This is a genomic window from Streptomyces sp. NPDC037290 (genome assembly GCF_055603245.1).
The window spans coordinates 20,649-46,052 of sequence record NZ_JBVJVZ010000023.1; the positions used below are offsets into that span (position 1 = coordinate 20,649).

A 25,404-nucleotide genomic window follows, 5' to 3' on the forward strand; every position below is an offset into this window, starting at 1 on the left:
GAGGCGGGGGGCCGGGGGTCAGTCCTGCTGGGGAGGGTACGGCCACAGGTCGTCGCAAGAGCTCCAGCTGCTGCCGTTCTTGCACCTCAGCTCGCCGGCGCTGTTGAAGGCTGCGGTGGGGGAGTAGCGCGTACCTCCCAGGTTCAGGGAGGCGTGCGCGTCGGATGTCTCCAGTGCCACGGCGGAGGCCTGGAAACTGGTTCCGTCGTTCAGGCTGCCCACGGAGCAACCCCCGAGGTCGCTGTACCAGGTCTGTCCGGGGTCGATCCTGATGCCTCGCGAGGTATATCCCCCGCCCGGGCAGTCCAGCGTCGTGCCGTGGACGTACTTCACCGTCATGCCGACGGTGATCTGGCTCCTGCCGACGTTCTTCAGCATGACGCCGAACGCCGCGTCGTGACCGGTGACTTGAGTGCAGGCACTTGCCAGGAGGTTCGACCCTGGCGGTGAGCCTCTCCAAGATCCGCAGTAGAGGTGCTGCCCCGAGTACGGGCGGCTCGGCGTCGCTGTCTTCGGGGCGGCCTTCGGCTCGTCCGGCGAGGCAGCAGGAGCCTCGGCCTTCGGCTTGCTGTCGGCGGACGTGCTCGCCGTCCCCGAAGGCGACGTCGAGGACGACGGGGACGCAGACGCGCTCGCGACCGTCGGGCTGTGCGTCGACTCGGCGGGCACCTGTCCTCCTCCCGCGCCCGAGCCCGCGTGCACGACGAGATAGGTCAATGCCCCGATGGCGGCCAGGCCGACGAGCGTGAGCCCGGCCGAACGGCCGCCGAAGTGCATGTGCTTCGCCTGGTAGGCGTTGCCTGCGACCTGGGAGCCACCGGAGATCTCGTTGCTGGTGCGGTCGGACGAGGAGGGTGCTTCCACGGGTCAGTCGCTCCCGCCGAACAGGCCGCGAAGGGAGAAGCGGCCCTTGGCGTTCCCCACGTTCGTGATGTTCTGTCCCTGGACGACGGCTCCGTGCACGGTGCTGCCGGAGATCTGGTTGCTGTGCACCAGCTGGGTCGGGGGCGCGCCATCCCCCTTCCGCTGCGCCTCCTTGAGCCAGTCGCGCAGGTCCTCGGCGAACGCCGGGTCGCTCTGGATGTAGCGGTCCAGCGAGGCGACCAGCGGCGCGGTGTCCGTCGCCGCGTTGTCGAGCGCGGACAGCGCCTCCTCGTCGCGGCGGAACCGGTGCCGGATCATGTCGAGCAGGGCCTCCAGCGCCCTCGCTCCCACGGCGTCCAGTGCGCCCTGGCCGACGGCCGCGGCCACCGACTGCGCAAGTGAGACATCCATACGTTCCTCCAACCACACTTCCCCGTAGGGCACTTGGCGGCTTCGCGTGTAGCGAGGGCGTGCCCGACCGGACGCGAAGTCAGATCATGACAGAGGCGCGTCCTTTTCCGCGACCGGAAACAAGGTCACGGAAGGGCTGCGCGGACGGCGGCGCGGTGGGACGGGCCGCAAGCGTGCAGCTCAGTCCCACCAGAAGGCCCAGACGGGCTCCCCGACCAGGTCCTTCGCGTACGCGCGGAGGGTGTCCTGCTCGCCCTGGAGGACGTTGTCCGGGCAGAAGGCGAAGTGCTCCGCCGCCACGGCCTCGGCCTCCTCCTGCGTGGCCGGCGGGGCGGCGACGGACAGGACGAGGGTGTCCAGACCGAGGGCCACGACCCGTATGCCGAAGCGGTCCTCCCAGGAGCGCAGCACCGCGCACATCCGGGCCACGTCCCCCTCGTAGTTCACCGGGCCGGTCCAGCCGATCGCCGCCGGGACGTCGGCGGACCGGCGGGCCGGGACCAGCGCGAGGTGGGGCTCCTCGACCTCCGACTCCGGGTCCTGCACCAGCGCGTCGGCGACCTGGGCGGCGCGTGTGTCCGGGTCGGCGGAGAGGGCGGCGGGGGCGGGCGCGAGGCCGGGCCATGCGGCCCCGAACGGCTCGATGTCGTCCACGACCTCCCCGTCCTCCGTCTCCTCCTCCCAGTACTCCGCGAGGACGTCCTCGGCGTCGTGATCTCCCGGGTACGACGTCTCGGCGGGCAGCAGCATCCACTCCTCCACGCCGCCCACGGCGCCGCCGGCGTCCACGAGCACCGGCAGCAGACCGGCGCGGGCCGCCGGTGCACCCAGCGCCTTCCAGGTGCCCGGCGCGGCCGGCTTCTCCGCGTACCACAGCAGGGGTTCGCGCCCGGGGCCGTCGTACGCCGTGTCGACGAGCCTGCCCGGCGGCAGTTGGAGTCCGAGGGAACGCCCGCTCGGGTCGGTGGCCAGCTTGGGCAGCGGATTGGGAAGAGTCGCCATGCCCGTGACTGTAAAGGCCGCCACTGACAACGCCGTTGGCCGCCCCTCCCGATGAACCGGTGCCCGCCGAACCCTCTCTTACCAGGTGATGCTGTGATGGGGGACGGGTGACGGGATGACGGGTGAGGGGAAGGACGGAACGTGCGGATCGGGCGTTACCCGGTGCGATGGCACATCGTGCTGCTCACCCTGTGGACGGCCATCTGGTTCGTCGTGGCCGAGCGCCACGCGGCCGTGTCCTGGCACTACCTGACCACCGGGCAACAACTCCTCTTCGGCCAGAGGACGGGCGGCGGCCTCGCCCTCTACGCCAACCACCCCGAGCTGCAGATCGGTCCCGTCAGCTTCGTGGTGGCCGGTCTCTTCTCACCGTTCCCGGCCGACGTAGGTGAGAAACTGGCCGACGCGTTCATGTCCGGCCTCGGCCTGTACATGCTCGTCCTGGTCGGCCGCGCCGCAGCCGATCACTACCTCGGCACGGGCGTCAACCACAAACGGCTCCAACAGCGTGTCCTGATCGCCGGCGCCGCCTTCATCCCCATGTGGGTCGAGGTGTCGGTCCGCTTCGCCCACCTCGACGACGTCCTGGCCCTGTTCTTCACCACCCTCGCCGTCCGCGCGCTGGTCCGCGGCAACGCCACGGCGACGGGCGTGCTCCTGGCGCTGGCGGTCGACTCGAAGCCCTGGGCGGTCGGCTTCCTCCCCCTTCTCCTGGCCCTGCCCCGCCCGGCCCGCCTGCGCGCGGCGGCCTGGACCTTCGGACTGGTGGCGGTGGCCTGGCTCCCCTTCTACCTGACCCACCTGGACACCCTGCACGCCGCCCGCTTCACCATCCCCAACCAACCCGCCTCCTCACTCCGCTGGTTCGGTGTGAACGACCCCGCGACCCCCTGGTGGGACCGCCCCGCCCAGATGGCCCTCGGCATGGGCCTCGGCGCACTGGCGGTACGCCGGGGCCGCTGGCCGGCGGTGGTCTTCCTGGCAGTCGACGCCCGCATCCTGCTCGACCCGAGCGTGTACACCTACTACAACGCCTCGGTCCTGCTGGGTACGTTGATCTGGGACTCGATCGGCCAGCGCCGCCTGGTCCCGTGGGTCAGCTGGATAGCGCTCATCTCCCTCTACGGCAGCGCCCTGCTGGTCCCGTCGGACTCGGTCCAGGGCTTCATACGCCTGGCCTTCTGCCTCGGCTCGGCGGCGTATGTGCTGCTCTGGCCCCAGCGGGCGCCACGTGGAGGACGGGGCCGGCGGTCACGCCGGGATCCTGTCCAAGGAGCCCTCATCAGCAACTGATCCCGGCGACTGACTACACCAGCGTCGTGATGCAGAACGGGTGACCGGCGGGGTCCAGGAACACCCGCCACCGTTCCCCGCCCGGCTGGAACTCCGCCCTGGTGGCGCCCAGTTCGAGCAGTCGCTTCTCGGCGCTGTCCAGGTCGTCCACGCCCAGCTCGATGTGTGCCTGCTTCTCCTGGGCCGGGTCCGGCCAGGTGGGCCGGCGGTAGTCGGCGAGGCGGTTGAAGCCGAGGCCGGTCGCGCCTTCCTTGCCGAGCAGGACGAAGTCATCCGTGGAGAAGAGGACCGACATACCGAGCAGCTCGCCGTAGAAGCGGGCCATTTCGGCGGGATCCGCGCAGTCGAAGGTGACGGCGGCGTAGCGGAAGGCGGGTGCGGAAGACGTCTCTGTGGTCATGGGGAGGACGCTAGGACATGACCAGGACAGTTCCGGTCCTGGTCATCCGGGGAACGTGCCAGACTTTCCGCCGTGCTCAGCTCGTCCGCCCGCCTCCTGCGGCTGCTGTCCCTGCTCTCCGCCCGCCCGTCCTGGACCTGCGCCGAGCTGGCCGAGCGCATGGAGGTCACGGACCGTACGGTCCGGCGGGACGTGGCACGGCTCCGGGAACTCGGCTATCGCGTCGACTCCGAGGCCGGTCCCTGGGGCGGCTACCGCCTGCGCGCCGGCTCCCGCGTGCCGCCGCTGATCCTGGACGACGAGGAGGCGCTGGCCGTGGCGGTCGGGCTGCGCGAGGCGGCCCTGAGCGACGCGCTCGGCGGAGACCAGGCGGCGCTGTCGGCACTGCTGAAACTGCGGCAGGTGCTCCCACGGCACATCGCGGACCGTCTCGGCGAGCTGGACGACGCCTTCGTACGACTCCCTGGAGCCGACGGCCCTCAGATCAGGCCGGGCCTGCTGCTGGAGCTGGCGGTCGCCTGCCGCCAGGGCGAACGCGCCCGGCTGTCGTACACCGACGGCGAGGGGCGGGTCACGGTCCGGGACGTGGACCCCTACCGCCTCGTCCACACGGGCCGCCGCTGGTACTTCGTCGCGCGGGACGTGACCCGAGACCAGTGGCGCACCTTCCGCGCCGACCGAGTCGACCGCCTCCAGCCCACGGGCCACCCCGCGGACCTTACGAACCCACCCGACCCGGGACACCTGGTCTCCCGCAACATCGCGAACGGCCCCTACCCGCTGTCGGCGGCCATCCGCCTCCCCGTCCCCCTGAGCGAGGCGCTACGGCTGATCCCGCCCACGGTCGGCACCCACCGCCCCGACGGCCCCGACGCCACCCTGGTCGACATCGGCGGCCCCGACCCGGAGGGCCTCGCCCGCTATCTCCTCACTCTTGGCTCACCCCTACGGGTCCTCGAACCCGACTCGGTACGGAAGGCGCTGGCACGGCGCGCCCGGGAGCTGGCCGAGGAGAACGCGCGCGACGCGGACGCGCTCTTTGACTGATGGCCGCTGGCAGACTGCGAGCGCCTTGATCAAATCCACCGGAGTCTCACCACATGCCGTTCTCGAATTCCTCGAGCGACAGGTTCCACTGAGACTCCTCCTCGGTGAACGGTGTGGGATCGAAGGCGCCGACCACGCGCCGGAAACGTTCGGAGAGTTCCGTTCGGTCCATGTTGTTGTCGTGATCCACTTCGAGCTTGCGAAACTCGATCAGACTGAAGAGAAGCGATTCGACGTCGCGATGCAGGAGGATATACTGCGATTCGCTCTCAGGGAATGCGTACACCTTTCCTGAGTGTGGGTCGAGGGCAATGAGCGAGGTGAACAGGTATCCCAGCACCCACCATGTCCGGCTTTCCTCCGGGCATGACCAGCCGTAATGATCGAAGCGGCTGCCGATGACGAGCGGGTCGAAGCCCGGCTCGTACGGGTCCTCCGGATCCTCTTTGGATGTGAAGACTTCCGAGTGCGGAAGTCCGACGGAACTGAGGAGGGACGCAGCGCGTGAATCTACGGGTCCATCGACGGCGAATTGTGGATAGTAGACCACATTGGTCAACCCGTAGGCATCGAGCATGGCGGTAGGGGTGACAGTAAAATGCATGGGTGTATCCTAGCGTGCCGCTAAAGCCCTAGGGCTTTCTTGAGGCCGTTCACGTACTTGGTGTGTTCCGTGTTGGTGGTCTTCATGTTCTGGTCGTAGTAGTCCGCGGCGTGGGTGACCTTGAAATCCTTTCCGAAATGGTAGCTCAGCCAGCGAGCACACACCGGATTCTTCTGGCAGGGTTCTCGTTCCGTGAATATTTCTTTAAGTCTGTGCCCTTGATCCGAGTGCAGGATCGGGAACCCGATCATTCGCTCGGAATGCCCCCGTTTGTTGCTGTAGCCGACGAGAATTGATTCCCTGCCGCCGGCGTCGATGTAGCGACCTGCCGCATAGTTCGTCCCATCGAAGTCATCCCGCGCGACACGGGCTGCCTGTGTGGCCCGGGCCAAATCGCTGGTGGATGCATCGATCTTCTTGGACTTGACCCTGCTCTTATGGGATTGCTCGGCGTAGAACTCCGACTTCTGTTTCTGCGTCGAAGGGATGTAGAAACGGCCGTCGTCGTCGACGACTCCGTGAAGACGTTTTCTGTCGTGGTCGTCGAGCTCTGCCGTACCGCCGTCGGTATGCAGTCGCTGCACGGACCCGTCGGCGTGCATCAGGTACACACGCTGCTCGCCGTCCTTGCCCGTCCTGATGCCCTTGAGCCGCAGTCCGACCTCGTTGTCATGGGCCTTGTGCAGCCGCGAGACCGCCTTCGCGCGGTTGGGGAGCACCTCGGTGAGGTGTTTGCCGATCTTGCCGAGAGCCTTCTCGCAGCCTTTCAGGGCGCCGTGGATCATCGAGTCGAAGGCCTGGGTGAACGGGTCCTTGCCCTTGGTCCGCCCGAAGAGCCCCCTGGCCCGGCCGAGTGGGGCCGAGCTGTTCAGGTGGAGTTCGCTGCCATGGAAGGAGAGCTTGCCGGCGCCGCTCTCGAACTCCTCGTGGTCGATGTGGAGGTCGGCACCCGAGCCCGGGCCGCCGGATGCGGAGGCCAGTTCCATGCCACTGGTTCCGGCTCCCGCCGAGGCCAGCTTCATGCCGCCGTGGCCGTGCCCGTGGCCGTGCCCGCCGCCGGCGTTGCCGTTTCCGCCGCCCGGCCCGGACGGGGCGGGCGGCAAGGTGAACGCGTCCTCCGCCAGGTTGAGGACTGCGTCCTCGATCATCGCTTCCAGCTTGGCGTTGACCGGCTCGGTGACCTTGGCGATCAGCTCGTTCACGATCTGGTCGGCGGCCTCGTCGATGATTCGTTTCACCAACTGCCGCATGGCCGTGACCTCCGCCGCGCCGAGCACGGCGGACAGACCGCCGGTGACGAAGGCCAGACCGACCGAGAGGCCCACGGAGCCGGCCATGACGGCGAGTTCGGCTTCGGCCTTCGTCTTCATGCCGAAGACGATGTCCGCGACCACGTCCAGGGCGTCGGCGAACAGGCGGGCCAGCTCCGGGATCTTGTCCAGGTGGCCGGCCTTGACCTGGTTCCAGTGGGCCTGCATCGAGTGGACGGCCCAGCCGTGCGAGGAGGCGAGGATCTGCTCGACCGTCCTGTGCGCGTCCGCGCCGTGTCCCTCGAACTTGTCGGCGAACTCCCGCATGGCTGTGGCCATGTGGCGGTAGTCGTCCTCGTCGACGTTCGGGAAGTGGATGCCGATGTAGTCGAGGACCTGGTCCAGCCAGTCCGGAATCGTGTAGCCCATCCCCCGTGACGCTCCCTCGCCTTCCCGATCATCATATGAGCAGTAAAACCCTAGCGATGAAAGGAGGTTGAGGGGCAAGGGTGCACGCCACCTCTATGGCATCACTGTGACAACTCGGTCCGGTTTCACACCGGGCGCAGATGCACCAGCATCTCGTCAGTGCCGACCAGGAGCGTCCCGGTTGCGGTTACCGCCAGCGCGTGCACCGGGGCTCCCGGCCAGTACGTGCGAACTGTGCTCTCCTCGCTCAGGGTGTGGTGTTCGACCAGTCCGTCGGCCCAGCCGATGGCCAGCACCGTTCCGTCGCCGGTAGTGCCTGCCGCCAGCGCTGTCACCGGGCATGGCCGCGAGCCGACGGGTGAGGCCAGTGGGTCGGCTCCTGGGCCCCACACCCGCACCGTGCCGTCGTGACCACCGCTGTAGACCACGGGGATTCCCGGCTCGCCCTCGGACGCCGTGGTCAGGTGCAGGGCTGCCACGGCCGCGACTTCGCCCTCGTGCAGCCGGACCGCCAGGGTCCGGGGCTCCGCGTCGCCTTCGGAGAAGGCGTGCACCCGGCCCGTGGCGTCCCCTGTCGCGAGCAGCCCCTCGCAGAACGCCAACGCTTCGGCGCGAGCGGCGAGTTGGGCCTGTGCCGTCTCCGTCAGCCGCTCCAGAGTCGTCGGCCCGTCCGCCAGCAGTGCGGCCAGGCCCGTGGCCCTCGGTGCCGAAGGGCTGTGCCGGACGTGCAGCCGGCCGTGCCCGTCCAGGACCACGACGTCCCCCTCCGGCGTTGCCGCGACGGCGCGCGCGTCCTGCACAGGCTCCGGCAGCCGGCCGACCGGAGCCGCGTCCGACTCGTCGAGCAGGCGGACCGTGCCCTGGTGATCGGCCACGACGAGTGTTCCGGCGAGCTTTCCGCGACCGGACGACAGCGCACGTGCCGGTCCCGGCCACGGCGGACGGACATCGCCGCGCACTCGGCGCCAGACGACCTGCCATGCGGCGCCTTCGGCCAGCGCGGCGAGCGCCTGTGGGAGCCTCGGGTCGGCGTCGTCGCCCAGGGCCGACAGAAGTACGACCGCACGGTTCGCTGGTGTCTGCTCCCGGGCCAGGGAGGCTCCCGCGCGCAGCCATGCCCCCCGCAGGCCTCCGTGAGCGTCCGTGGAGCGCTCGTAATCGACGGACACCTGCCAGGGGTCTGCTGCACAGATCGCGGCGGGGTCGTCCAAGTCGACCGGGTCCGCGGGGCGTTCGTACGGTGCCCGGCTGTCGGCCGACAGGGTGGCGGCCCAGGCGGCGTACCGCTCGGGGTCCGTCCACTGCCGCTGGTCGAGGTCCATCACGGCAGAGGGGGCGGCCGTGAAGGCTCCGATCTGCGGACTGTCGCTCCGTATCTCGACGAGCAGGCGGACCTGCTTCAACTCCGACAAAAGCAGCGCCAGTTCGGTGACCGGCCCCACCTCCTTCGCCTCGTGCAGCTCCGGCAGCGCGATCACCGTGCGGCGCTCGTCGGCGGCCAGCGCGGTCACCAGCTCGCCCGGCGTGCGTGCGGCCACCGACAGCTGCTGGGCCAGCGCCCAGGTGGCGGTCAGCGCGGTCTGTCCGGCGAGCGGTACGAAACCGTGTATCCGGCGCTCCCGCTGCGTCCCCTCCCGCGTCCCGTGCCCGATCAGCCACGCCAGCAGCGTTGACTTGCCGCACCTCGCGCTTCCGGTGACGACGCACAGCCGGGGTGCGTTCTCGTCCGCCAGCCAGGACAGCAGAGCGGCGGCGGCCGGTTCGCGTCCCGCCGCCGGGCGGGACCAGCTGAGTTCGGTCACCGGCCCTCCGCCTGCCGGGCCGCGTGCGTGATCAACTCCTTGAGACCCTCCTCGCGCGAGTCCGCCGTGTCGCCGTAGTCGAAGCTGTGCGTGAACTCCGCGTGCGGAAAGGTCGCTTGCAGCCAGACCGCGCAGTAGTGGCCCGGCATCATGCACGGTTCCAGTTCGCAGTACACGCGCCGGACCTGCTCCGGGGCCACCCCTTGCGCATGCAGCCGCTGCCAGACGAGTTCCTCCGGGTGCGGACGGCCTGGACCCGTCGCGTCCGTGACGATCTGCTTGGCGCCCGTCGCGTCGACGTACTCGAAGGCGGAGGAGAACGGGAAGTTGAGCGTGTGCCGTACGTCGTCCAGGACCCTCGGCCACCAGCTCTCGCGGTCCTCGAACGCGGCGCCGTCGATCTGCCGCAGCTCGGCGTTGAGTTCGCGGAACGCGGCCGCAGCCACCGGGAGGCTGGTCGAAGCGGTGATCACCGGCATGCGGCGGTCCAGCGCCGCCAGGGAGGCGTTGAACGCCGGGACGCTCGAGCTGACGAACATGTCGGGCTCGCCGAAGCCCAGGAACACGGCCTGTACCGCCCCGTCCGGACGTACGCACAGGTGGGCCAGCGCGTCGCTGCCGATCCGCAGCCAGCTCTCCCGGCCGTCGGCCGGTGCGGTCAGCCCCTGGTGCCCGGCCGTCATTCCCAGGGTCGGGTCGTCGGTGTCACCCGCCGCCGCGAAGTATGGCCGCACGTGCAGCGGCACACCCGTGGCCGTCAGCACCTCGCGGGTCGCTTCGGGCAGCTGGACGCCGTAGGAGGCCGGCACCGTGAACCGGCGCATGCCGTCCCGGCCGAAGTGGGACGTGGACGGGTCGGGGACTCGATCGGACATCGGGGTCGGCTCCCTTGGAGTCTGTGGAGACTGGACGGCTCCACAGACTCTAAGGGGCGCCGGTCAGAGGGTCAGAGCTTCTCCGGCGTCCGGATGCCCAGCAGTGCCATCCCCTGGTGCAGGGTGCGGGCCGTGATGTCGCACAGGAACAGGCGGTTCTCCACCTGCTGCGGCGTCTCGGCCTTCAGGACCGGGCACTTGTCGTAGAAGGAGGTGTACAGGGACGCCAGCTGGTAGAGGTAGGCCGTCAGCTTGTGCGGGGCGTACTCCGCCGCCGCCTCCGTCACCGTCTGCGCGAACGCGTCCGCGTGCAGGCCCAGGGCGCGCTCGGCGTCGGCCAGTGCCAGCTCCGGGTGCGCGGCCGGGCGGGTCTCGCCGGCCTTGCGGAGGATGGACTGGATACGGGCGTACGCGTACTGCAGGTAGACGGACGTGTCGCCGTTCAGCGAGACCATCTGGTCCAGGTCGAACTTGTAGTCCCGGTTCGCCGACGTCGACAGGTCCGCGTACTTCACCGCGCCGATGCCCACCTGGGTGCCGCGCTCGGCGATCTCCTCCTCGGAGAGGTCCTGGGCCTTCTCCCGTACGACCGCCGAGGCGCGGTCGATCGCCTCGTCGAGCAGGTCCACCAGGCGGACCGTCTCGCCCTCACGCGTCTTGAACGGCTTGCCGTCCTTGCCGAGGACCGTGCCGAACGCCAGCTGGAACGCCGTCACGTCCTCGTTCAGCCAGCCGGCCCGCCGCGCGGTCTCGAAGACCATCTTGAAGTGCAGCGCCTGGCGGGCGTCCACCACGTACAGGAGGGTGTTGGCCTTGAGGTTGAAGACGCGGTCGCGGATCGCGGACAGGTCGGTGGCCGCGTAGCCGTAGCCGCCGTCCGACTTCTGGACGATCAGCGGGACCGGGTTGCCGTCCGGGCCCTTGACGTCCTCGAAGAAGACACAGAGGGCGCCCTCGCTGCGGACCGCCACGCCCGACTCCTCCAGGAGGCGGCAGGTCTCGGCCAGCATGTCGTTGTACCCCGACTCGCCGACGATGTCCGGGTCGCGGATCTCCATGTCCAGCTTCTCGAAGACGGAGAAGAAGTAGATCTTCGACTCGTCCACGAACTTCTGCCAGGCGGCGAGCGTCTGCGGGTCGCCGGCCTGGAGGTCGACCACCCGGCGGCGGGCGCGGGTCTTGAACTCCTCGTCGGAGTCGAACTTCTTCCGCGCGGCCTTGTAGAGACGGTCGAGGTTCGACATCGCCTCCTCGCCCGAAGCGGCGGTGTCCTCGGTGGACGCCTTGTGGTCCAGCTCGTGCGGGTGCTCGTCCAGGTACTGGATGAGCATGCCGAACTGCGTGCCCCAGTCGCCGATGTGGTGCCGGCGGATCACGTTCTCACCGGTGAACTCGAGGATCTGCACCACCGAGTCACCGATCACGGCCGAGCGGAGGTGGCCTACGTGCATCTCCTTCGCCACGTTCGGCTGGGCGTAGTCGATCACCGTCGTGCCCGGCTGGTCGGCCGTCGGCACACCGAGGCGGCCCGTCTCGTCCGCGTACCGAGCGGCGAGGTTCCGGGTGATCGCCTGGTCCGCGACCGTGATGTTGAGGAAGCCGGGGCCCGAGACCTCGACGTCCTGGATCAGCTCGTCGCCGGTGACGACCTGGGAGACGACCTGCGTCGCCAGCTCCCTCGGGTTCGCCTTCGCCTTCTTCGCGAGCGCCAGGATGCCGTTGGCCTGGAAGTCGGCCCGGTCGCTTCGTCGCAGCAGCGGGTCCGCGCCGGCGGCCTCCGGCAGGGTGGCCGAGAGGGCGGACGCGAGGTGCTGCTCGACGGAATCGCTGAGGGACGTGACCGAGGCCATAGGAATGGGTGCCGTTCTCCTCGTGGGGATGGATAGTCCCAGCCAGTATCCCATGGCAGGTAAAGCCGTTTTCGCGGGCGCGAGCCGGTCTGTGAGAATGGAGTGTCACCCCGATCAGATGGAGTGCCACCCCGTTCAGAAAGAAGGACGTGCCGATCGTGGCTCAGAGCACCGAGACCACCGACTGGGTCTCCCGTTTCGCGGATGAGGTCATCGAGGAGTCGGAGCGCCGGGCCCCGGGCAAACCGGTCGTCGTCGCGTCCGGCCTCTCGCCGTCGGGTCCGATCCACCTCGGCAACCTGCGCGAGGTCATGACGCCGCACCTCGTCGCCGACGAGATCCGCCGCCGCGGGTACCAGGTCCGGCACCTGATCTCCTGGGACGACTACGACCGTTACCGGAAGGTTCCGGCGGGCATCGCGGGGATCGACGAGTCGTGGGCGGAGCACATCGGCAAGCCGCTGACCTCCGTCCCGGCGCCGCGCGGGTCGTCGTACGCGAACTGGGCCGAGCACTTCAAGGCCGCGATGGTCGCCTCGCTGGCCGAGCTGGGTGTCGAGTTCGACGGGATCAGCCAGACCGCGCAGTACACCTCCGGTGTCTACCGCGAGCAGATCCTGCACGCCATGAGGCACCGCGGCGACATCGACGCGATCCTCGCCCAGTACCGCACGAAGAAGGCCCCGAAGAAGCAGCAGCAGAAGGCCGTCGACGAGGCGGAGCTGGAGGCCGAGGAGGGCTCGGGCGCCGCGTCCGAGGACGACGGCAGCTCCGGTTCCGCCGGCTACTTCCCGTACAAGCCGTACTGCGGCAACTGCGAGAAGGACCTGACGACCGTCACCTCCTACGACGACGACAGCACCGAGCTGGCGTACACCTGCACCGCGTGCGGCTTCGCCGAGACCGTCCGGCTGAGCGAGTTCAACCGCGGCAAGCTGGTCTGGAAGGTCGACTGGCCGATGCGCTGGGCGTACGAGGGCGTGGTCTTCGAGCCGAGCGGTGTGGACCACTCCTCGCCCGGTTCGAGCTTCCAGGTCGGCGGGCAGATCGTCGGGATCTTCGGCGGGAAGCAGCCGATCGGCCCCATGTACGCCTTCGTGGGCATCTCCGGCATGGCGAAGATGTCCTCGTCGCGCGGTGGGGTCCCGACCCCCGCCGACGCACTGAAGATCATGGAGCCGCAGATCCTGCGCTGGCTCTACGCCCGCCGCAGGCCCAACCAGTCGTTCAAGATCGCCTTCGACCAGGAGATCCAGCGGCTGTACGACGAGTGGGACAAGCTCGCGGGGAAGGTCACCGACGGCTCCGCGCTGCCGGCCGACGTCGCCGCGTACACCCGGGCGGTCGGTACGGCCGCCGGTGAGCTGCGCAAGACCGCACGTCCGCTGCCGTACCGCACGCTCGCGTCCGTCGCCGACATCACCGCCGGGCACGAGGACCAGGCGCTGCGGATCCTCTCCGAGCTGGACCCGGAGCAGCCGCTGGCGTCCCTGGACGAGGCGCGGCCGCGGTACGACAAGGCCGAGGCGTGGATCAACACGCACGTCCCCGCCGACCAGCGGACCATCGTGCGCGACGAGCCCGACGCCGAGCTGCTGAAGTCCCTCGACGAGGCGTCCCAGCAGTCGGTACGGCTGCTGCTCGACGGGCTCGCCGAGCACTGGTCGCTCGACGGGCTGACCCACCTCGTGTACGGCGTCCCCAAGGTGCAGGCCGGGTTCCCGGCCGACGCCACGCCGAAGGAACTGCCGCCGGAGATCAAGACGGCCCAGCGGTCGTTCTTCGCGCTGCTGTACCACCTGCTGGTCGGGCGGGACACCGGGCCGCGGCTGCCCACGCTGCTGCTCGCGGTCGGGCAGGAGCGCGTGCGCAGGCTGCTCGGGGAGTAGGCGGCACAAGAGAAGCGGCAAAGGGGAAGGGGCCCTCGGCAGAGGGCCCCTTCCCCTTTGTTGCTTTCCCTGGCCGCCGCTCTTTGTTACGCGATGTGGTCTTCCTGCAGTTCCGCCGTGTGGCGGTTGGTGAAGCGGTTGACCATGCGCTCGGCGTCACGCTGCGGCAGGGATATGCCGTACGTCGCCTCCACGTCGCCGCGGAACTGGCCGGCGGTGGGGTAGCTGCCGTCGATCGACTGGCGGAAGACCTGGTAGAACTCCTCCTCGCCCGGCTCGACCCGGGGCGTGCCGCCGCCCTCGCCCAGCTCGCGGGTGCGGTTCGGGCCGACCGGGATGGGGAAGCTGCCCGTCTCCTCCGGGGAGGGCTGCTGGAAGTCCTGCGGCTGCTGGTCCTCGTACCACTCCTCGTACTGTTCGTCGGGCGCGTACTGAGGTTCTTGCAGCATCGGGTCGTACGCCGGGTCGTAGCCGCCGTGGTACTCGATCTGCTGCTGGGCCTGGAACCAGGGGCTCTGCTCGTCCACCGGGGCGTTTTCCGGCTGCCCGGCGTTCTGGCCCGGCAGTGCGGGGCGCTGCTCGCCGGCAGGTGCCGCCCTCTGCGGGACGGGCGCCGCGGAAGCGGCACGACTGTCCGCTGCCACGGCGGGTAGCAGGCTCGGCTCTATCCCCGCCGCCGCGAGCCCCGCCGGGGCCGTCTCCGCGAGCGGGACGCCGTAGCGCGCCAGGCGCAGCGGCATCAGGGACTCCACCGGAGCCTTCCTGCGCCACGCCCGGCCGAAGCGGGAACGCAGCCGCGCCTGGTAGACGAGGCGTTCCTGCTCCAGCTTGATCACCTGGTCGTAGGAACGCAGCTCCCACAGCTTCATCCGGCGCCACAGCAGGAACGTGGGGACCGGGGAGAGCAGCCAGCGGGTGAGGCGGACGCCCTCCATGTGCTTGTCGGCCGTGATGTCGGCTATGCGGCCGATCGCGTGCCGGGCGGCCTCCACCGCGACCACGAACAGCACCGGGATCACCGCGTGCATGCCGACGCCCAGCGGGTCCGGCCAGGCGGCGGCGCCGTTGAACGCGATGGTCGCCGCCGTCAGCAGCCACGCCGTCTGGCGCAGCAGCGGGAACGGGATGCGGATCCAGGTCAGTAGCAGGTCCAGGGACAGCAGGACACAGATGCCCGCGTCGATGCCGACCGGGAACACGTAGGAGAAGTTCCCGAAGCCCTTCTTGAGGGCCAGCGCACGGACGGCCGCGTAGGAGCCGGCGAAGCCGATTCCGGCGATGATCAAGGCGCCGGTCACGACCACGCCGATGAGAACGCGGTGCATCCGAGTCAGCTTCAGTGGCGCGGCCACGCGTACTCCCCTCCCATTGCCTGTTGTTGCGCGCAACAGGGTGGCACACGCATACGGCGAACGTCGTACCGGTCGGGGCTTCGGGCCCCTCGCTCAGTTCTTCTTCGCGGCCGACTTGGACGGAGAAGCGCTGGAAGAGGCCGACTTGGACGGCGACTTGGAGGCGGACTTCGATGCCGACTGCGACGGCGAGGCCGAGGAGGAGGCACCGTTGGCGGACGACACCGAACCGACCACCTCCTTGATCGCCTGCTGCGCGGCCTTCGTCAGGTCGTCGGCGTCCGGGGTCTTCTCGCCCGCGAGACCGGCGCCGTTGTAGTCGAGGGTGATCACCACGTTCTCGACCCGCGTGACCACCGTCTGCTGCTTGAAGAGACCCTCTTTCTTCTTCAGGTCGTAGCGCACGGCGGTCGCCTCCGTGCCCGTGCCGGACAGCGGGGTCTCCCTGGTGTTCTGCGCGCCGTCCACCGCCGCGGCGTCCTTGACCTGCTGGCCGAAGTACGTGTGCGCCTGGGCGCCACCGGAGCCGCGCGTGGCGTCCGAGTCGAAGCGGAGCAGGGAGACGTTCAGCCAGCGGAACTGCGAACCCTTCACGCCGTTGTTGTCCAGGCTGCTCCAGGAGCAGGAGGCACGCGACGACGGCTCGTCCGAACTGCCCTTCTTGCCCGCCGAGGCGCCCTTCGGCACGAGGTTCGTCAGGGTCTTCTTGGACAGCACCCCGCACGCGTCGGGAAGCTTCTGGTACGCCGCGGCCTGCACGGTCGGGGACGCGCTCGCCGACGGCTTCGTGCTGCCGCCGGCGGACTGCTGGGCGCTGCTGTCCGTGCCCTTGCCCTGGGAGTCGCCCGAGTCCGACGAACAGGCGGCGGTGATCAGCACCGCCGGAACGGCTGCCGCGCAGACAAGAACACGGCTCAGGCGCTTGCCACGCGTCTTCAGCTGGGCACGGTCGTCTCGCTGGGCTGCTCGCTGCATGGTTCCTTCACTCATGACACTCGGTGGTCGTGCGGGTTCCTGCGGGGGCCCACGGTACGCGGTGAAGGAGCTGCGCGGTTTCCGTTCGGGGGCTTTGCGGACGGCGGGGCGAGCGGCTCGGCCGGCCCTCAACCGCCCAGCGCGTCATCGAGTTGAGAAGCCAGATTACGGGCCCTGTCCTGCATTTCCTTGCTGTCGGGGAGCGTTCCGGTGGCGGTCGGCTGCTCCTCGTACTCGATGGTGACGACGACGTTGGACGTGCGGAACGCCACAGTCACCGTCCGCTGCCCGACGGTCGAACCGGACGAGTCGAGCTGGTCGTCCAGATACGCCTCGTCACCGAGATCGGCCAGGAGCCGCGGCTGGAGATCGGCCGCGGAGGCCGAGCCGGAGGGAGAGCCGGAGCCGGAGGGAGAGCCGGAGCCGGAGGCGTCGCCGCTGACGGGGGCCGAGGCGGAGGCGGGGGCCGAGGCCGAGGGGGTGCCACCGGAGGCCGGCGCCGACGTGGCCGAGGGCGCGGGCGCCCCGCTCGTCGCCGAGGAACCGCTCGGCTCGGGGATGCCGGCGGCCGACTCCTTTTCCTCGAACAGCTGCTGCGCCTGGTCGTCGTCGCTGACCGCGTTGTCGTACGACACCACGCGCTCGAAGTCGACCGAGAGGCGGTCGGTGGCGTTCGGGGACTCCACCTTCCAGTGACAGCCGACCTTGCGATCGGTGTTGTAGGTGAGCGCTGCCTCGCCCTGGTAGGCCTTGTCCCGCTGGACCGGGTCGGTGAGCTGCCTGACGCCGGGCAGCAACGCGTCGAGGGTGTCGTGGCCGACCGCGCCGCAGGGTTCGGGGAGGGTGCGGTACTTACCGGGCTGGGCGACCGCCGTGGCGGTGCCGGCGTCGCCCGGATTGGCGTTGTCCGTGGGACTGTCGCCGCCCGAGCCGCTCGTGCAGCCGGCCAGCAGCGCCGCGAGGAGGGCGGCGGTGCCGGATACGTACGCCTTCCGCTGCACGGTCGGGCTCCTCTCGGGTGTGCGCTCGCTCGGTGCTCCAGTGTCCCCGCTGGTTAATCGCTTGCCGCAGCGGGGCGCCCCCTGGAGACAATGTGTATCGCACGCACTGCCGTGGCCGCCGGTCCCTTGTCCTTTTTCACCGACCTTGGCGCCGTTATTGCGTTTTGTGACTTATAAGCTTGAAGTAAGCCTTTGTTGTCTTTTTCGGGGGATGAGGAACGTATGTCGTACGTGGAGATGCCGGGCGCGAAGGTCCCGATCCGGATGTGGACGGACCCCGCGACGGTCGAGGACGTGGCCCTGCATCAGCTCCAGAACGTGGCGACCCTGCCGTGGATCAAGGGCCTGGCCGTGATGCCGGACGTGCACTACGGCAAGGGCGCGACGGTCGGGTCGGTCATCGCCATGCAGGGCGCGGTGTGCCCGGCGGCGGTCGGGGTGGACATCGGGTGCGGGATGTCGGCGGTGAAGACGTCACTGACGGCGAACGACCTGCCCGGTGACCTGTCCCGGCTCCGGTCGAAGATCGAGCAGGCGATTCCGGTGGGGCGGGGGATGCACGAGGACCCCGTGGAGCCGGGGGACTTCCACGGGCTGGCGACCGCTGGGTGGGACGGGTTCTGGGGCCGGTTTGACGGGGTGGCTGAATCGGTCAGGTTCCGTCAGGAGCGTGCATCGAAGCAGATGGGAACGCTCGGAAGCGGAAACCACTTCATCGAGATCTGCACGGACACCACCGGCGCCGTGTGGCTCATGCTCCACTCCGGCTCCCGCAACATCGGCAAGGAACTCGCCGAGCACCACATCGGCGTGGCCCAGAAGGTGCCGCACAACCAGGGCCTGGTCGATCGCGACCTGGCGGTCTTCGTCTCGGACACCCCGCAGATGGCGGCCTACCGCAACGACCTGTTCTGGGCGCAGGAGTACGCCAAGTACAACCGCACGCTGATGATGGCACTGCTGAAGGACGTCATCCGCAAGGAGTTCAAGAAGGCCAAGCCGGTCTTCGAGCCGGAGATCTCCTGCCACCACAACTACGTGGCGGAGGAGCGGTACGAGGGCATGGACCTGCTCGTCACCCGCAAGGGCGCGATCCGGGCCGGCTCGGGCGAGTACGGGATCATCCCGGGCTCCATGGGTACGGGCTCGTACATCGTGAAGGGTCTCGGCAACGAGAAGTCCTTCAACTCGGCCTCGCACGGCGCCGGCCGGCGGATGAGCCGCAACGCCGCGAAGAAGCGTTTCTCGACGAAGGACCTGGAGGAGCAGACCCGGGGCGTGGAGTGCCGCAAGGACTCCGGCGTCGTGGACGAGATCCCGGGCGCCTACAAGTCGATCGACCAGGTCATCGACCAGCAGCGGGATCTCGTCGAGGTCGTGGCGAAGCTCAGGCAGGTCGTCTGCGTGAAGGGCTGACGTGCCGTCAGTGGCCGTGCCGGACCGCGTAGATCATGACGAACGCCACGATGTGGATGCCGAAGAGGAAGTAGCCCAGGAAGTACCAGACCTTGCGTTCGTCCCTGGTCTCCTGGGCCAGGCGGCGTTTCTCCAGGGACTCGGCGGAGTTGTCCTCGTGCATCACGGTTCCCGGTGGACCTTGGTGTTGGACGCCTGGGCGCGGGGGCGGAGGACCAGGAGGTCCACGTTGACGTGGCTGGGGCGGGTGACCGCCCAGGTGATCGTCTCCGCCACGTCGTCCGCGGTGAGGGGCTCGGCCACGCCCTCGTAGACCTTGGACGCCTTCGCCTCGTCGCCGGCGAAGCGGGTCAGGGCGAACTCCTCGGTCTTGACCATGCCGGGCGCGATCTCGATGACGCGGACCGGCTGGCCGACGATCTCCAGGCGGAGGGTCTCGGCGAGGACGTGGGTGCCGTGCTTGGCGGCCACATAGCCACCGCCGCCCTCGTACGTGCCGTGCCCGGCGGTGGAGGACACGACGACGATGACGCCGTCGCCGCTCGCCACCAGCTTCGGCAGCAGGGCCTGGGTGAGGTTCAGGGTGCCGATGACGTTCGTCTCGTACATCGTGCGCCAGTCCGCCGGGTCGCCGGTGGCCACCGGGTCCGCGCCGAGGGCGCCGCCCGCGTTGTTGACCAGGACGCCGATCGTCTGGAACGCCGTGGCGAACTCGTCCACCGCGGCGCGGTCGGTCACGTCCAGCTGGTAGGCCACGGCCGAGTGGCCCGCCTTGCCCAGCTCCTCCGCCAGCGCCTCGATCCGGTCCTTGCGGCGGGCGGTGAGGACCACGCGGTAGCCGGCCTCCGCGAGCTGCCGGGCCGTGGCGGCGCCGATGCCGCTGCTCGCCCCGGTGACGACGGCGATGCGGGAGGCGGGGGTCATGGGCAGCTCCTGTGATCCGGGGGCCGAGAAGGGCTCCGTCCAGCGTAAGTGAGGCTCAGCCGCCGTTCCTCGGCGCCCACATGATCACGGACATTCCGGCCAGGCAGATCAGCGCGCCGACGATGTCGTAGCGGTCGGGGCGGTAGCCGTCGGCCACGACGCCCCACAGGAGCGAGCCCGCCACGAAGATCCCGCCGTACGCGGCCAGGATGCGGCCGAAGTGGGCGTCCGGCTGGAAGGTGGCGACGAACCCGTACGCGCCGAGGGCCAGCACGCCGCCGGTCATCCACAGCCAGCCCCGGTGCTCGCGCACGCCCTGCCAGATCAGCCAGGCGCCGCCGATCTCGAAGAGTGCGGCGACGACGAACAGGGCGGCGGAGCGGAGGATCGGCATGGACAGCAGCTTGGCATGCGGGGCTGCCGGGGCTCAGGCGGCGTTCTCGCCGTCGTAGCGCTCGCGGGCGGCGCGTACCTCCTCGAAGTGGGTCTCCGCCCAGTCCTTCACCGCGGTCAGCAGCCCGGCGAGGCTGGCGCCGAGCGGGGTGAGTGCGTAGTCGACGCGCACCGGGACGGACGGGGTGACCGCGCGGTCGATGATGCCGTCCCGTTCGAGGGTGCGCAGGGTCTGGGTGAGCATCTTGGGGCTGACGCCCGGGATTCTGCGGCCGAGGTCGCTGTAGCGAAGGGATCCGCTGGACAGGGCGGCGATGACCAGGCCGACCCACTTGTCGCTGAGGCGGCCGAGCAGCTGGTGGCTCGGGCAGCTGCGGAGGAAGGCGTCGTACTCGGTCCGTGCCTGTTCGCGGCGCTCGGCCGCGGTCATGGTCGCCATGGGCTCTCCTTCGGGTCACCAACGCACTCACAGGTAACTACTTACCGAGAGATAGTACCTCTCCTAGGGTTGGTGCTGCGGGCGGGAAACCGCCGCGAAGAGCATCAAACACCTTGTGAATCAGGAGAGTTGACATGCGTGCTGTGGTGGTGCGGACGTTCGGCGGGCCGGAGGTCGTCGAGGTCGCGGACGTGGCGGTGCCCGAGCCGGGGGCGGGGCAGGTGCGGATCAAGGTCGCGGCCGGTGCGCTGAACCCGGTGGACGTGGCCGTGCGGGCCGGCTTCTTCGGCGGGTCCGACCGGACGCTGGGGCTCGGCTGGGACGTGGCCGGGACGGTGGACGCGGTCGGGGCGTCCGTGGCGTGGGAGGCCGGTGACGCGGTGGTGGCGCTGGTGCCGGGGGTGGCCGACCCGCTGGGTGCGCACGCCGAGTACGTCGTCGTGGACGCGGGCGCGGTGGCGAAGGCGCCGGTCTCGGTGGACGCGGTGCACGCGGGCACGCTGCCGCTGAACGGGTTGACCGCGCTGCAGGCCCTGGACCAGCTGGAGCTCGCGCCGGGCGCGTCGCTGCTGGTGACGGGTGCGGCGGGCGCGGTCGGCGGGTTCGCGGTGCAGCTCGCCGCGCGGCGCGGGATCGAGGTCGTGGGACAGGCCCGCGCGGGTGACGAGGAGCTGGTGCGGTCGCTGGGAGCCGCGCGCTTCACGGCCGACGGGGTCGAGCCGGGCGGTGTGGACGCGGTGCTGGACGCGGCGGTGCTAGGGGAGCCGGCGCTGGAGTGGGTGCGGGACGGCGGCGCGTTCATGGGGGTGCGGCCCGGTGGGCAGCCGGGGCCGGTGCGTGGGGTGCGGACCGCCGCCGTGTCGGTGCGGCCGGACGCGGCGCAGCTGGCGGAGCTGGTCCGGCTGGTGGACGAGGGGGTGCTGACGCTGCGGGTGGCTCGGGCGTACGCCCTGGAGGAAGCCGCGAAGGCGCACGCCCGGCTGGCGGAGGGCGGGGTGCGCGGCCGGCTGGTGCTGGTGCCGTAGCCGGGAATAGCCCGGGTCGGGTGACCGTTCGACGAGATATAGTTGAATGGTCAACCACCTGGAGGATGAGCGACCATGCAGTTCGGGATCTTCACGGTCGGCGACGTCACGCCGGACCCCACCACGGGGCGTACGCCGACCGAGGCGGAGCGCATCAAGGCCATGGTCGCCATCGCGCTGAAGGCCGAGGAAGTCGGCCTGGACGTCTTCGCCACCGGCGAGCACCACAACCCGCCGTTCGTGCCGTCGTCGCCGACCACGATGCTCGGCTACATAGCGGCGCGGACGCGGAAGCTGGTCCTCTCCACCTCCACCACCCTGATCACCACCAACGACCCGGTGAAGATCGCGGAGGACTTCGCGATGCTCCAGCACCTGGCCGACGGGCGCGTCGACCTGATGACGGGCCGCGGCAACACCGGGCCGGTCTACCCCTGGTTCGGCCAGGACATCCGGCAGGGGATCAACCTCGCCATCGAGAACTACGCCCTGCTGCGCCGGCTGTGGCGCGAGGACGTCGTGGACTGGGAGGGGAAGTTCCGCACCCCGCTGCAGGGCTTCACCTCCACGCCGCGCCCGCTCGACGGTGTCCCGCCCTTCGTCTGGCACGGCTCGATCCGCTCGCCCGAGATCGCCGAGCAGGCGGCCTACTACGGCGACGGCTTCTTCCACAACAACATCTTCTGGCCGGCTGAGCACACCAAGCGGATGGTCGAGCTGTACCGGAACCGCTACGCCCACTACGGGCACGGCACGCCCCAGCAGGCGATCGTCGGGCTCGGCGGCCAGGTGTTCATGCGGAGGAACTCGCAGGACGCGGTGCGCGAGTTCCGGCCCTACTTCGACAACGCGCCGGTCTACGGCCACGGTCCCTCCCTGGAGGACTTCACCGAGCAGACCCCGCTGACGGTCGGCTCCCCGCAGCAGGTGATCGAGAAGACCCTGTCCTTCCGCGAGTACGCCGGCGACTACCAGCGCCAGCTGTTCCTGATGGACCACGCGGGGCTGCCGCTGAAGACCGTGCTGGAGCAGCTCGACATGCTCGGCGAGGAGGTCGTACCGGTGCTGCGCAAGGAGTTCGCGGCCGGCCGTCCGGCGGACGTGCCCGAGGCGCCCACCCACGCCTCCCTGAGGGCATCCCGGGAGGTGACCGCCGCATGAGGCTCGTCGTCGTGTCGGCGGGGCTGAGCGTCCCGTCCTCCACCCGGCTGCTGGCCGACCGGCTGGCCGCCGCGGTGGACCGGCGGACACCGGTCGGCCTCCGGGTGATCGAGCTGCGGGAGCTCGCGGTCGAGATCGCGCACACCTTCACCAACGGGTTCGCCGGGAAGGCGCTCGCCGCCGCGCAGGAGTCGGTGGCGGGGGCCGACGGGCTGATCGTGGTCACGCCGGTGTTCGCCGCCTCGTACAGCGGGTTGTTCAAGTCGTTCTTCGACGTACTGGACAAGGACGCGCTGACCGGCAAGCCGGTGCTGATCGCCGCCACCGGGGGTACGGCCCGGCACTCGCTGGTGCTGGAGCACGCGCTGCGTCCGCTGTTCGCCCATCTGCGGGCCGTCGTCGTGCCGACGGGCGTCTATGCCGCGTCGGAGGACTGGGGCGAGGAAGGGCTCCCGGGGCGGATCGAGCGGGCGGCGGGGGAGCTGGCCGGCCTCATGACCGGGCTGTCGGCGGCCGGGGCGGACAGCCCGGGCGGGATCGAGACGGACACCGCGGCCGGGTTCGAGGTCGTGCCCTTCGAGGAGCAGCTGGCGCGACTCAGCCCGTCCGGCGCGTGAGGGCGAGGCCCGTTCGGGACCGGAGCGAGGCCGGTTCGGGGCCCGTTCGGGACCGGAGCGGGGGCCGGCCGCGGCGGACGGTGAGAAGACGGTAGAACCCAGGTACCGGTTGCCCCTGTGACGGTGAGAGGCCGGTAAAAAGGGTGATCGTAGGCCCACCAGCCCCGGCCGAACTGCCGGAGGCCTTGGCAGACTGGGTGCGTGCCCCAGACTGTGCTGCTCGCTGAAGACGACCGTGCCATCCGTCATGCCCTTGAGCGTGCCCTGACCCTGGAAGGGTACGAGGTGACGGCGGTCGCCGACGGCGTGGAAGCGCTGGCGCAGGCCCACAAGACCCCGCCGGACGTCCTCCTCCTCGACGTCATGATGCCGGGGATCGACGGCCTGCAGGTCTGCCGGGTGCTGCGCGCCGAGGGCAACCGGACTCCGATCCTCATGCTCACCGCCCTCGTCGAGACCGCCGACCGCATCGCGGGCCTGGACGCCGGGGCCGACGACTACGTGGTCAAGCCGTTCGACGTCGAGGAGGTCTTCGCGCGGCTGCGCGCCCTGCTGCGCCGGACTAGCCCGGTGGCCGCCGGCAGCGGCAACGGCGCGGGCGGCGGGGGCGGCGCCGAGACCGGCGTCCGGGACGTCCAGCTGTCCGACCGGCAGGTCGAGGCCGCCGGCATCCGCATGGACCTCCAGGCCCGCCGTGCCTGGCGCGGCAAGCGCGAGCTGGAGCTGACCCGCACCGAGTTCGAGCTGCTGGAACTGCTCGTGCGCAACGCGGGCATCGTGCTCGACCACTCCACGATCTACGACCGGATCTGGGGCTACGACTTCGGGCCCGGCTCGAAGAACCTCGCCGTGTACGTCGGCTATCTGCGCCGCAAGCTGGACGAGCCCGGCGCCCCGCAGCTGATCCACACCGTGCGGGGTGTGGGTTACGTGCTCCGGGAGGACTAGGTGGGCCGCCTGCGGCGGCTGCTGGCCCCCGGCCGGCCCAAGCTGGTCTCCCTGCGCACCACCTTCGCCGTCTCCTTCGCAGCCGTCACCGCCGCCGTCACGATCCTCGTCGGCATCCTGTCGTACGGCTCCGCCGCGCGGCTGGTCCGCGTCGACCAGCAGTCGGTGTTCACGCAGGTCGTGCAGGACGTACGGGACGAGGTACGGCAGCACGAGATGGTCCCCGACGACTTCTCCTCCTCCCGGCCCGGGCACGACCTGGTGCGGCCCGCGCGCACCGACGTGCAGGTGCTGGGCGCTCAGGGCCAGATCGTCGACCACGGCAACCCGAGCCTGCCCGTCACCTCCCGTGACAAGGCCATGGCGCTCGCGGTGACGGCCGGGAAGGTCGTCGAGCACAAGGACGTACTGGTGGACACGGACCTGTTCCGCGTCGCCACCGTCTCGCTCGGCGACGGGCGGGGCGCGGTCCAGGTCGCCCAGGAGTTCAGCGACACCGAGGACCTGCTGCGGACGCTGCAGCAGCGCACGCTGATCCTGATGGCGGCGGTCGTGGTGGCGGCCGGCCTGTTCGGGTGGTGGCTGGCCCGCCGGATCACCCGGCGCCTGGTGATCCTCACCTCCGCGGCGGAGGACGTGGCCCGCACCCGCCAGCTGGGCATCGAGGTGCCGGTGGCCGGGCTCGACGAGGTGGGCCGGCTCGGCCGCGCCTTCGACCGCATGCTGGGCCGGCTCGCCCAGTCCGAGGAGGACCAGCGCAGGCTGGTCCAGGACGCGGGACACGAGCTGCGCACCCCGCTGACGTCCCTGCGTACGAACATCTCCCTGCTCCGCCGCATCGACGAGCTTCCGCCCGCCACCCGGGAGGACCTGGTCGCCGACCTCGGCCAGGAGGCGCGGGAGCTGACCGACCTGGTCAACGAGCTGGTCGATCTCGCCGCCGGGCAGTCCGACACCGAGCCCCCGCAGCGGGTGGACCTCGCCGACATCGCCGAGGACGTCGTGGGTCTCGCCAAGCGCCGTACCGGCCGCGAAATCGTGCTCCGCACGAGCGGGGACACGACCACCGACGGGCGGCCCGGGATGCTGCAGCGGGCCATGTCGAACCTGGTGGAGAACGCGGCCAAGTTCGACCGGGGCGGCAAGGCGCCGATCGAGGTCAGCATCACCGGGCCGGCGCGGTCCGGGACCGTGCGGGTGGAGGTGCTGGACCGGGGACCCGGGATCGCCGACGGCGACCTGATCCGGATCTTCGACCGCTTCTACCGCGCCGCGGACGCGCGCTCCCTGCCGGGCTCCGGCCTCGGCCTGTCGATCGTCCGCGAGATCGCCATGGCGCATGGCGGAGCGCCGTTCGCCTTCCGGCGGGAGGGCGGCGGAGCGGTGATCGGTTTCACGGTGGGCGGCTGAGCGGCCGGTCCCGTACGCCCGCCGGCC

25 protein-coding genes are annotated in these 25,404 nt (G+C 70.1%); 9 read left to right on the forward strand and 16 right to left on the reverse strand.

Annotation, left to right across the window (positions count from 1 at the left end; translation table 11 throughout):
- Positions 1-18: 18 nt before the first annotated feature.
- The 3 genes from ACZ7HQ_RS38560 to ACZ7HQ_RS38570 all read right to left on the reverse strand — a co-directional run bounded on the left by ACZ7HQ_RS38560 (position 19) and on the right by ACZ7HQ_RS38570 (position 2,277).
- Positions 19-864, reverse strand: a complete 846-nt coding sequence (locus tag ACZ7HQ_RS38560) for a hypothetical protein (protein ID WP_471000187.1) — start codon at positions 862-864, stop codon at positions 19-21.
- Positions 865-867: 3 nt separating this feature from the next.
- Entirely contained in the window at positions 868-1,275 is a 408-nt protein-coding gene (locus ACZ7HQ_RS38565) for a hypothetical protein (protein WP_471000188.1), read from the reverse strand.
- Between the two features lie 180 nt (positions 1,276-1,455).
- Positions 1,456-2,277, reverse strand: coding sequence for a DUF4253 domain-containing protein (locus ACZ7HQ_RS38570; protein ID WP_471000190.1), 822 nt, complete (start codon positions 2,275-2,277; stop codon positions 1,456-1,458).
- A gap of 141 nt (positions 2,278-2,418) precedes the next feature.
- On the opposite strand from ACZ7HQ_RS38570, the gene ACZ7HQ_RS38575 reads away from it, so the two are divergent.
- Positions 2,419-3,570, forward strand: coding sequence for a hypothetical protein (locus tag ACZ7HQ_RS38575; protein WP_471000193.1), 1,152 nt, complete (start codon positions 2,419-2,421; stop codon positions 3,568-3,570).
- Between the two features lie 13 nt (positions 3,571-3,583).
- Here the strand turns inward: ACZ7HQ_RS38575 and ACZ7HQ_RS38580 are convergent, their stop codons facing one another.
- The gene (locus tag ACZ7HQ_RS38580; RefSeq protein WP_471000196.1) at positions 3,584-3,970 is read right to left on the reverse strand and encodes a VOC family protein; all 387 of its coding nucleotides are present in this window, start codon (positions 3,968-3,970) and stop codon (positions 3,584-3,586) included.
- Between the two features lie 72 nt (positions 3,971-4,042).
- Here ACZ7HQ_RS38580 and ACZ7HQ_RS38585 point away from each other — a divergent pair, with 72 nt between their 5' ends.
- Positions 4,043-5,017, forward strand: coding sequence for a helix-turn-helix transcriptional regulator (locus ACZ7HQ_RS38585; protein ID WP_471000199.1), 975 nt, complete (start codon positions 4,043-4,045; stop codon positions 5,015-5,017).
- Between the two features lie 46 nt (positions 5,018-5,063).
- Here ACZ7HQ_RS38585 and ACZ7HQ_RS38590 read toward each other — a convergent pair whose 3' ends face one another.
- From ACZ7HQ_RS38590 to argS, 5 genes are all read right to left on the reverse strand, one after another.
- Positions 5,064-5,621, reverse strand: a complete 558-nt coding sequence (locus tag ACZ7HQ_RS38590) for an SUKH-4 family immunity protein (protein WP_471000202.1) — start codon at positions 5,619-5,621, stop codon at positions 5,064-5,066.
- A 20-nt stretch (positions 5,622-5,641) separates the two neighbouring features.
- Positions 5,642-7,300 (reverse strand): nucleic acid/nucleotide deaminase domain-containing protein, encoded by a 1,659-nt coding sequence (locus ACZ7HQ_RS38595; protein WP_471000205.1) that lies wholly within the window; start codon positions 7,298-7,300, stop codon positions 5,642-5,644.
- Between the two features lie 125 nt (positions 7,301-7,425).
- A complete protein-coding gene (locus tag ACZ7HQ_RS38600; RefSeq protein ID WP_471000207.1) occupies positions 7,426-9,102 on the reverse strand; it encodes a WD40 repeat domain-containing protein in 1,677 nt (558 codons plus the stop codon).
- Positions 9,099-9,977 (reverse strand): nucleic acid/nucleotide deaminase domain-containing protein, encoded by an 879-nt coding sequence (locus tag ACZ7HQ_RS38605; protein WP_471000210.1) that lies wholly within the window; start codon positions 9,975-9,977, stop codon positions 9,099-9,101. Before ACZ7HQ_RS38605 ends, ACZ7HQ_RS38600 begins: the two co-directional genes overlap by 4 nt.
- Positions 9,978-10,048: 71 nt before the next feature.
- Positions 10,049-11,827, reverse strand: coding sequence for an arginine--tRNA ligase (gene argS / locus ACZ7HQ_RS38610; RefSeq protein WP_471000213.1), 1,779 nt, complete (start codon positions 11,825-11,827; stop codon positions 10,049-10,051).
- A gap of 149 nt (positions 11,828-11,976) precedes the next feature.
- On the opposite strand from argS, the gene lysS reads away from it, so the two are divergent.
- Complete coding sequence (lysS, locus tag ACZ7HQ_RS38615) at positions 11,977-13,716, forward strand: lysine--tRNA ligase (RefSeq protein ID WP_471000215.1); 1,740 nt, start codon at positions 11,977-11,979, stop codon at positions 13,714-13,716.
- An 86-nt stretch (positions 13,717-13,802) separates the two neighbouring features.
- On the opposite strand, the gene ACZ7HQ_RS38620 is transcribed toward lysS, so the two are convergent.
- The 3 genes from ACZ7HQ_RS38620 to ACZ7HQ_RS38630 form a co-directional block, all read right to left on the reverse strand.
- Positions 13,803-15,041: a DUF2637 domain-containing protein gene (locus ACZ7HQ_RS38620; RefSeq protein WP_471000218.1), complete on the reverse strand. Its 1,239-nt coding sequence runs from the start codon at positions 15,039-15,041 to the stop codon at positions 13,803-13,805.
- Positions 15,042-15,161: 120 nt separating this feature from the next.
- On the reverse strand, positions 15,162-16,043 hold the full coding sequence (locus ACZ7HQ_RS38625; protein ID WP_471000221.1) for a DUF3558 domain-containing protein: 882 nt from the start codon (positions 16,041-16,043) through the stop codon (positions 15,162-15,164).
- A 128-nt stretch (positions 16,044-16,171) separates the two neighbouring features.
- Positions 16,172-17,044 carry a DUF3558 domain-containing protein gene (locus ACZ7HQ_RS38630; RefSeq protein WP_471000224.1) on the reverse strand — a complete coding sequence of 291 codons (873 nt, stop codon included), beginning with the start codon at positions 17,042-17,044 and terminating at the stop codon, positions 16,172-16,174.
- Positions 17,045-17,266: 222 nt separating this feature from the next.
- On the opposite strand from ACZ7HQ_RS38630, the gene ACZ7HQ_RS38635 reads away from it, so the two are divergent.
- Positions 17,267-18,460, forward strand: coding sequence for an RtcB family protein (locus ACZ7HQ_RS38635; protein ID WP_471000227.1), 1,194 nt, complete (start codon positions 17,267-17,269; stop codon positions 18,458-18,460).
- Positions 18,461-18,467: 7 nt separating this feature from the next.
- On the opposite strand, the gene ACZ7HQ_RS38640 is transcribed toward ACZ7HQ_RS38635, so the two are convergent.
- Genes ACZ7HQ_RS38640 through ACZ7HQ_RS38655 form a run of 4 tightly spaced genes read right to left on the reverse strand, consistent with a single transcriptional unit; the run spans position 18,468 to position 20,216 of the window.
- A complete protein-coding gene (locus tag ACZ7HQ_RS38640) occupies positions 18,468-18,623 on the reverse strand; it encodes a hypothetical protein (protein ID WP_471000230.1) in 156 nt (51 codons plus the stop codon).
- On the reverse strand, positions 18,623-19,384 hold the full coding sequence (locus ACZ7HQ_RS38645) for an SDR family NAD(P)-dependent oxidoreductase (protein ID WP_471000233.1): 762 nt from the start codon (positions 19,382-19,384) through the stop codon (positions 18,623-18,625). Before ACZ7HQ_RS38645 ends, ACZ7HQ_RS38640 begins: the two co-directional genes overlap by 1 nt.
- A 55-nt stretch (positions 19,385-19,439) precedes the next feature.
- Entirely contained in the window at positions 19,440-19,778 is a 339-nt protein-coding gene (locus ACZ7HQ_RS38650) for a YnfA family protein (protein ID WP_471000235.1), read from the reverse strand.
- Between the two features lie 33 nt (positions 19,779-19,811).
- On the reverse strand, positions 19,812-20,216 hold the full coding sequence (locus ACZ7HQ_RS38655; protein ID WP_471000240.1) for a winged helix-turn-helix transcriptional regulator: 405 nt from the start codon (positions 20,214-20,216) through the stop codon (positions 19,812-19,814).
- Between the two features lie 134 nt (positions 20,217-20,350).
- On the opposite strand from ACZ7HQ_RS38655, the gene ACZ7HQ_RS38660 reads away from it, so the two are divergent.
- The 5 genes from ACZ7HQ_RS38660 to ACZ7HQ_RS38680 all read left to right on the forward strand — a co-directional run bounded on the left by ACZ7HQ_RS38660 (position 20,351) and on the right by ACZ7HQ_RS38680 (position 25,377).
- Entirely contained in the window at positions 20,351-21,241 is an 891-nt protein-coding gene (locus ACZ7HQ_RS38660) for an NADP-dependent oxidoreductase (RefSeq protein ID WP_471000243.1), read from the forward strand.
- A 75-nt stretch (positions 21,242-21,316) separates the two neighbouring features.
- Positions 21,317-22,402 carry an LLM class flavin-dependent oxidoreductase gene (locus ACZ7HQ_RS38665; protein WP_471000245.1) on the forward strand — a complete coding sequence of 362 codons (1,086 nt, stop codon included), beginning with the start codon at positions 21,317-21,319 and terminating at the stop codon, positions 22,400-22,402.
- On the forward strand, positions 22,399-23,019 hold the full coding sequence (locus tag ACZ7HQ_RS38670; RefSeq protein WP_471000248.1) for an FMN reductase: 621 nt from the start codon (positions 22,399-22,401) through the stop codon (positions 23,017-23,019). Before ACZ7HQ_RS38665 ends, ACZ7HQ_RS38670 begins: the two co-directional genes overlap by 4 nt.
- Positions 23,020-23,220: 201 nt before the next feature.
- The gene (locus ACZ7HQ_RS38675; RefSeq protein ID WP_471000251.1) at positions 23,221-23,967 is read left to right on the forward strand and encodes a response regulator transcription factor; all 747 of its coding nucleotides are present in this window, start codon (positions 23,221-23,223) and stop codon (positions 23,965-23,967) included.
- Positions 23,968-25,377: a sensor histidine kinase gene (locus ACZ7HQ_RS38680; protein ID WP_471000254.1), complete on the forward strand. Its 1,410-nt coding sequence runs from the start codon at positions 23,968-23,970 to the stop codon at positions 25,375-25,377.
- Positions 25,378-25,404 lie beyond the last annotated feature (27 nt).